The 8,257-nt window shown below is 27.7% G+C and carries 6 protein-coding genes; 5 read left to right on the top strand and 1 reads right to left on the bottom strand.

All coding sequences use genetic code 11. The features are described 5' to 3' along the window. The first annotated feature begins 85 nt into the window (after window positions 1–85). On the top strand, window positions 86–376 hold the full coding sequence (locus B2W91_RS01125) for a sterol carrier protein domain-containing protein (protein WP_422653264.1): 291 nt from the start codon (window positions 86–88) through the stop codon (window positions 374–376). A gap of 545 nt (window positions 377–921) precedes the next feature. Here the strand turns inward: B2W91_RS01125 and B2W91_RS01120 are convergent. Continuing rightward, a complete protein-coding gene (locus B2W91_RS01120) occupies window positions 922–2,148 on the bottom strand; it encodes a zinc dependent phospholipase C family protein (RefSeq protein ID WP_291578417.1) in 1,227 nt (408 codons plus the stop codon). A 939-nt stretch (window positions 2,149–3,087) separates the two neighbouring features. Between B2W91_RS01120 and pepF the strand changes: the two genes are divergently transcribed. The 4 genes from pepF (at window position 3,088) to B2W91_RS01100 (ending at window position 8,139) form a co-directional block, all read left to right on the top strand. After that, on the top strand, window positions 3,088–4,887 hold the full coding sequence (gene pepF, locus B2W91_RS01115) for an oligoendopeptidase F (protein ID WP_291578416.1): 1,800 nt from the start codon (window positions 3,088–3,090) through the stop codon (window positions 4,885–4,887). Window positions 4,888–5,129: 242 nt separating this feature from the next. After that, a complete protein-coding gene (locus B2W91_RS01110) occupies window positions 5,130–5,597 on the top strand; it encodes a hypothetical protein (RefSeq protein WP_291578415.1) in 468 nt (155 codons plus the stop codon). A 415-nt stretch (window positions 5,598–6,012) separates the two neighbouring features. Continuing rightward, window positions 6,013–6,522 carry a hypothetical protein gene (locus B2W91_RS01105; protein ID WP_291578414.1) on the top strand — a complete coding sequence of 170 codons (510 nt, stop codon included), beginning with the start codon at window positions 6,013–6,015 and terminating at the stop codon, window positions 6,520–6,522. Between the two features lie 12 nt (window positions 6,523–6,534). Next, window positions 6,535–8,139 carry a carbon starvation CstA family protein gene (locus B2W91_RS01100; protein WP_291578413.1) on the top strand — a complete coding sequence of 535 codons (1,605 nt, stop codon included), beginning with the start codon at window positions 6,535–6,537 and terminating at the stop codon, window positions 8,137–8,139. The last annotated feature ends 118 nt before the right edge of the window (window positions 8,140–8,257 follow it).

Here is an 8,257-nt window from a genome sequence, read left to right as displayed (position 1 = left end):
ATTTGCTTTAGAAGATCCAAGAGATGGGTCAGATATAATACTTACTGGTGCATATCATCAATGCAGTAAGCAAGGAATTGGAATAATGTACAGAGTAATAGATGTATTTAAACTTTTCAAAGATTTAGAAAGCCATAACTTTAAAAATCAAAATTGTAGGCTTAAACTAACAATTACTGATACTCTTATAGAAGAAAATAATGGAAGTTATATAATTCATTTTAATGACGGAAAAGCCACTCTAAATAAAAATAAAGATTTTGACGTAGAACTTATGATGGATGTTTCAGACTTTTCATCACTTATTACTTGTGTTGTAGATATTAATAGTCTTTATAGATGTGGGAAAGCTAAAATTTCAAANNAGAATATTTAAAAATATTAAATGAAATATTTTCATCAGATGAAAAACCAATCTGTATGACACAGTTTTAAAGTATATTATTTATAATAGAAAAGTTATTATATCATATAATTTAAATTAATATGTATAGCTTGTATAATTTATAATTAGGAAAAGTGATTTAACACTTTTCTTTTTTTATTCCACCTCTGGGNNCTGGGGAACAGTAGTGAAGCCCGTTAGGGTTCCCCTGAGGTGCAGTATAGTTCGGATGAAGAATTAGTGAGCTTATACTAGTATTATGGAGATAAGCAATATAATTAGAATATTGTTTAATACCGCGCATGAGAAACAACTTGGTGGTGAAAGTCCACTACAGGCTTGGCAGTAGGAACTGTCAGCCGAGGAAAAGGGTGTTCGCCGTGAGGTGGAATCTGAAGAAAGCTTACAGTAAAATTTTAGTTTAAGGTATATAGATTATGTTTAAGGATTAAATATAAGTAAATAGAAGAAAAGACTATTGGAGAATGTCCAATAGCCTAATTCTAAACAATATTACAAAATAATTATTATCTCAATTAATTCCATAATCCATCAACAGGTATATTGTAGGTAGAATTACCAGATAACCATTCATTGATATTTTTACTTAACACTCTATTTCCTTTTACATAAACTTCTAAATCTTTTACCTTCCAATCATCACCTAGATATTTTGCTTTACGAATCCATACATTTTTTACTTGAGATAAGTTGAAGGAATCTTCTGTTTGTATATTGAATTGATAAGCTGTTTTATAACTTTGCTCAAAATCATCTCCAGCAACATCACAGTTAAACTCGAATTTCCTACCATCATTTAATTCCATTCCAAAGTATACATAGTCATCTGTTCCAGCATATTTTTCATCTGCAGTACTAATTACAACATGAAATCTACCTATTTCAGAAGGCATGTCTACCTTTTTGTCAGTAGAAACTTCATTTAAAAAATTATATATTAAACTTGCCCCGTTTATTTGGGAATTTGTTAATGATTCTTTAACTGCATATTTCCAATCTTCCCATGAGTTGCTCATTTTAGCATGACTATAATATAAGTCTTTAGATATCTTTCCATATTTTTGAGATTGAGCTGTTATGAAATCAGTAAAGTATTCATAATTTAAACTTAGCGCATATTCGCCTTCGGAGGTCGAATATCCTAAAGTATCTATTTTATAATCTTCTTTTACTTTTTCAGCATAGGATTCAAAAGGAACATGAGGAGAATTTATTCCAGCTGTTACATTTGAAGCATGATGAGGTTCAGCTATATCAGATAAATAATGCATAGCTTTACCTAAATCATAAGAAGCTCCTTCATAATTGCCATCTTTCCATTTAGCAACTGCTTGACTAAAATAATTTCTTACTTGTGATTCTGCAGTATCATGTATTGTATAAAAAGGATATGGAAAGTTTGAAGTGAAATTTGTATCCTCATCTGGGTCATAAAAATGATCCTGGTATAATGCATAGTCTCTATCCTTACCTAAATCACCAAAATCAGGAGCAACAGAACCATTTTTATAAATTGTTAAATTTTCCATAAGAATATCTAAATTTTCTTTAAATTTTATATTTTCAACTGATATAGAATCATTAGTGACACATTTTACAGATTGCTCTGCAATCATTTTATGGGTATCTAATACATTGGGATCCTTCTTACTATCCCAAGCATAAGCTTGAGAAGCAGGTATTACTGAATAAAACAATGCTCCTGCAAAAAGTGAGCATAAAGTAATCTTTAATTTGTTCAAATAAACTCGCCTCCTATATATTTGAATATTTTAAGGAGTATCCATTCAAATTAGGAATAAAACAGTTGAATTTTTTGTTTAATAGTTATTCTAAAAACATTTCCTAATATGGTTTTTACAAACTTAGCAAGAGAAAATTTTTTAGTTACCCTTTTTTATATCTAAAGTTTCCAATTTAAATGATGATTTTATCTTATTCTCTTAAAAAGTTCATTTGATAAATTCTCCTTAATGAGTGAAAAAAGGTATTATTTGTAGGAATTATAATTATATGTTCTTACTAGTAGTTATTGCTATAATGAGCGTTTCTTTAAATTAATGCTTCAATTATATTTTTTATCGATAGTTTTTTGGATTTTGTCCCCTTTTTTTATAAAATAATAAAAAACTTGTCCAACTTTTTGTTAGATATAAAATTTAAATGACATAAAGTTCTATAGAACATTTTATTATGCACTTTTATTTGCAAATATTTTATGTGTTTACATTATACCTTTTTTAAATTTACTTTATTGTCAGATTATGTATGTAAAATAGATTTTTTTGCGACAAATTATTATTTTTTTGACTTTAAATTATAATAATTTGATATAAAATATTATTAAATAAAATTATATTAAAGCTAAAGTACATAAAATTAACCAGTATTTGGAATGGTAATATAAAAAATGTTAGGGTTTCTAATTTATCTATTAATAACTTTTTCGTCTTCTAATTGTTTTAATTATAGATAAAAAGGGTTATGGAAAACTTATTAAAAGAAAATTGCAGAATGTCAAAGAATTTTATTAAAGTTTTGTAAATATGTGTTAATATAAAATTATAGTAAATTTAAAATAATGGCTATGTCTTAAGATATTATTTTTATAAGCATTATATCAATTAAGTCATAATTAATAATAAAAATAAGAACATGGTCTAAATAATTGGGAGGGAACCATGAGCGAAGTAAAAAAGTTAAAAATTAGAGAAGAAGTTCCTGAAAAGTATAAATGGAATGTTGAAAAAATGTATTTAAACGAGGAAGCTTGGGAATCAGACTTTATTAAAGTAAAAGAAATAGCACCTAAGTTAATGGACTATAAAGGAAAATTGAAGGATTCTAATATGCTTTTAGGATATCTAGAAAGTTATGTTAAAGTTTCAAATTTAGCAGAAGATTTATATGTATATGCTCATCTTAGAAGTGATGAAAATACAGCAAATACTAAGTATCAAGTTCTCTTAGATAGAATAAGAGATTATCTTACAGAGGTAAATAGCATGACCTCTTTCTTTATACCAGAAATTTTAACTTTAAGTGAAGAGGATATTAACAAGGCTATAGATAACTTAGAGCCACTAAAACTTTATGAAAAATATTTGAAGGATATATTAGAGCAAAAACCTCATGTTCTTAGTGAAGAAGGGGAAAAATTATTAGCATCTGCAGAAAATTCGCTATCAGCTCCAGGAAATATATTTAATATGCTAAGTAATGCAGATATGACTTTCCCTGTAATACAAGATGAAAATAATAATTCAGTTGAACTTACAGAAGGAAATTATTCTGTGTTTATAAGATCAAAAAATAGAAGGGTTAGACAAGAGGCTTTTAATGGTTTATTTGGCGAATATAAAAGATATAAAAATACTTTAGCTACTACTTATACATCTTCAGTTAAGAATTTTATATTTAAATCAAAAACTAGAAAGTACAATTCTTCACTAGAAAGTTCATTGAAGCCCAATAAAATTCCTCTTGAGGTCTATAGAAATGTAGTAGATACTATAAATAACAATTTATTATCTCTTCATAGATATGTAGCTCTTAAAAAGAAATTGTTAAAGTTAGATGAAATTCATATGTACGATTTATATGTACCTAATATAGAGACTCCTAAATTTGATATACCTTATGAAGAAGGAGTAAAAATTTGTATTGAAGCACTAAAACCAATGGGAGAAGAATATCTAAATATATTTAAAGAAGGCATAAAAGATAGATGGATTGATATATATGAAAATAAAGGAAAAAGAGGCGGAGCTTATTCTAGTGGAAGCTATAACAGCATGCCATATGTACTTTTAAATTATAGTAACCAAATAAATGATGTTTCTACTCTTGCTCATGAAATGGGGCATTCTATACACTCCTATTATTCAAAGAAAAATCAGCCATATATTTATGCAGATTATGTATTGTTCTGTGCTGAGGTTGCATCTATAACTAATGAATGCATACTTATGGATTATTTAATAAAAAAAGAAGAAGATAAAATTAAAAAATTATACTTGATTAATGAACAGCTGGAAAGTATAAGAACTACTGTTTTTAGACAAACAATGTTTGCTGAATTTGAACTTGTGGTTCATGAAAAAATGGAAGCAGGAGAAGCACTGTCTAGTGATGATCTATGCAATATATACCATGATCTAAATGTAAAATATTTTGGAAAAGATATGATTATAGATAGCGAGATAGATATGGAATGGTCAAGAATTCCTCATTTTTATAGGGATTTCTATGTTTATCAATATGTAACAGGCTTTGCAGCAGCAAATTCATTTTCACAAATGATAATAAATGGAGGAGCCCAAGAGGTAGAAAGATTTAAAGGCTTTTTAAAAGCAGGAAGTAGTGATTATCCGATAAATATACTTAAAAATGCAGGAGTTGATATGACAACACCAAAACCACTAGAAGATACTATAAAAAGATTTGATATGTTATTAGACATGCTAGAAAAGGAAATATAAGATTATTTTAAAATCAAGGTTGTCAATATGAAATTTATTGATGACCTTGATTTTTTCAATAAGTAATATTAAGGGAATTTTTGTATAATAAAGATATAAAAATAAAATAGTATTATATTTTTTGAGGAAATACTAGAAATAATAAATTTTATAGTAAACTATAAGTTTTATTAATGAATTTATAAATAAAAATAGTATATAATTATTATAGAATTTTGAATATTTTCTTTAGGGGGATAAGGATGGATATTAATTGTGAAACCTGTTATTTGTACCAAATTGCAGACGTTAATTTATCTAGTAGGACTTTAAAGGAAACTACGGAGATTAATAGCAGCTATAAGTTAATTGATGAAAGCTGTATTGATATTCTTAAACAAAGAATAATTAACACTAAGTCTGTAGGAAATTTTAGCATGTTATATGAAAATGTTAACATAGCTAAAAAAGGGGATATTATTTTTTCTTTAAAACAAAATTTTATTAAAGGAGAGCTGTGTGCCGCACTAATTGAAGAAGATAATATTTTGGTACCTAATAATTCCTTTGCACTTATTATACCAAAGGATAAAAATAAATCAGATGATTTGATGTTTTTACTTAAGGATGATTATGCTATATCTCAAATTAAACCATTAGACACAGGTAGCAATTGTTTTAATATTACTGCAAAAGAATTAAACAACATATTAATACCAACACAAACATAATTTATATATTTATGCTGATAGAACTTTCTATCAGCATTTATTTTTTGTACTAAATATAGAATTAAAAAGACGTAGATAAATGATAACTTATCTAAAAACTGTATGTTTACATAATTTTTATAATATATAGTTTTAAATCAAGTTTTCAATGAGTATATTTTATTATAGGCATATTATATTTATTCAGTTGAGAACTGAAAATGAATGATTGATGATTGGCAATTATGTTTGAAATTAATTTTGGTCAAACTAATTTCTTCAAATAGGATTTTCACTAAAAGTGACTATGTCACTTTAAAAAGAGATAAATTCAAACTCCTCTTATAAAAGAGAAGTATCAATAATTGTCCATTGTCAATAGTCAATTCTCAATTGTATAAGTACTAGGTAAGTAATGAAATTTTGGGGGATATTTATGAATTTGCAGTTATATTTAGATAATCTAAGTGAAATATTTAGAAAGAACTTCGAACTTCACAAGGATGTAGTAATTTTTGATAAAAAGCTAAATTTATATGGAAAATATAAGGATATAGGTGGGAGGACCTTTCTGACTAAGGATGATGTTATAGATAAGTTTGAAATATATGAACATTGTTTAGTACAGAGCTATGATGATTTAAAATATGAAGATTTAGTAGAGTTTTCACATTATCTAAAAGATATGACTGTAAAACTAGTAAATCCTAATGGAGAACATAAAAGTTCTATAATAACAGGAATTATAGTCAGTAAAACTAATACCTCTAAGGATATTTGGGACTATACAAAAAAATTCAAATACAATAAGTATTATAAGTTCACACTTCATGGTTGGAGTAGTGTAAAGCTTGTAGTTATAGATTTATTTAATAGCAAGATTATAACTAACAAAGCTGCTAGAGAAGACTATAAGGTGTATTTACACACCTTAAGTAATAAATAAAGGAGGATATAAATGAACGCACTGTTATTATTAGTTATTTCAATTATAGTATTCTTAATAGCTTATATAACCTATGGTGCATGGCTAACTAAAAAATGGGGTATTGATGTTAATAGAAAAACACCAGCTCATACTAAGTATGATAATATGGATTATGTACCATCAAATTCTAAAGTGCTATTAGGACATCACTTTTCTTCAATTGCAGGTGCAGGACCTATAACTGGACCAATATTAGCAGCAGTTTTTGGATGGATTCCTGTATACTTATGGATATTAGTTGGGAGTGTATTTGTGGGAGGTGTTCATGATTATAGTGCATTATTCGCATCTATAAGACATGATGGAAAAACTATAGGAGAAATAATTAAAACTAATTTAGGCAATAAAGGTAAAATACTATACAATATTTTTGCATGGTCTACTATTGTATTAATAGTAGCTGCTTTCACTGATATTTGTGCTTCAACTTTTACTTATGATCCTAATAATTTAATAGGAGCGCAAGCAGGAACAGCATCTATACTTTTTATATTTATATCAATGATTTTTGGATTTGCTGTTTATAGAAAAGGAGCTAAACTTGGAATTTCCACATTAATTGGTGTTATACTTTTATTTTTCTGTATATGGCTTGGATATATGTTCCCTTTTATAAAATTAACAAAACTTCAATGGAATATAGTATTGATTATATATATAACCTTGGCATCTACTTTACCAGTATGGATATTACTACAACCTAGAGATTATTTATGCTCATTTCTTTTATATGCAATGATTATAGGAGGGGTACTAGGAATAGTAATTTATAGACCTTCAATGGCTATACCTGCTTTTAGTGGTTTTAAGATTAACAATCAGACACTATTTCCATTCTTATTTGTAACTGTTGCTTGTGGAGCAGTATCAGGATTTCACTCTCTTATAGGGTCAGGAACTTCGTCAAAGCAAATTGACAAAGAATCTGACGCAAAATTAATAGGTTATGGTTCTATGCTCATTGAAGGTATTGTAGCGATTATAGCCTTAATAACTGTTGGGTATTTAGCAAATTCTGAAGGAGCTCCTTCAGTAGTGTTTGCAAATGGACTATCTGTATTTATGAATAGTTTTGGATTACCACTTCAGATAGGTAAAGTATTTACTATGCTTACTTTTTCAGCTTTTGCATTAACTAGTCTTGATACAGCAACAAGGATTGGAAGGTATATATTCCAAGAATTCTTTGACAAAGAAAAAGAAAGTAAGAGTTTAGGTAATAATAAATATTTTGCTACATTTGCTACCATAGGAGCATCAATTTTATTATTGGCTTATGGATACAATAAAATTTGGCCTATATTTGGATCAGCAAATCAACTATTAGCAGCTCTTTCTTTATTAGCAGTTTCAGCTTGGCTATCTAGTATAGGGAAAAAATATACTATGGCTTTAATACCTATGATATTTATGTTTATAGTTACATTGACATCATTAACAATGTTAATACGTCAATATTTTACTGCAGCTACGTCAAATATAGTACTAGGAGTATTTGCTGTAATATTACTAATTTTAGCATTAATTTTATTAATAGAGACTTATAGAGTTATAATTAAAAAGAAAAAAGCATAATTTTTAAGAGGCTGTCTCAAAAGGGACCGCCTCTTAATTTGTGCGCCCAGCATGGGCGTTTACTTGTCGGTGAAAGTCCGATACGGGGGTTGATAGTGCCAACCGTTAGCTTAAGACA

This window comes from Clostridium sp. UBA6640 (assembly GCF_002455975.1).
Classification (GTDB): Bacteria; Bacillota; Clostridia; order Clostridiales; family Clostridiaceae; genus Clostridium_J.
The sequence above is the reverse complement of the archived record's forward strand: the minus strand, read 5'-3'. Positions and strand labels throughout refer to the sequence as shown.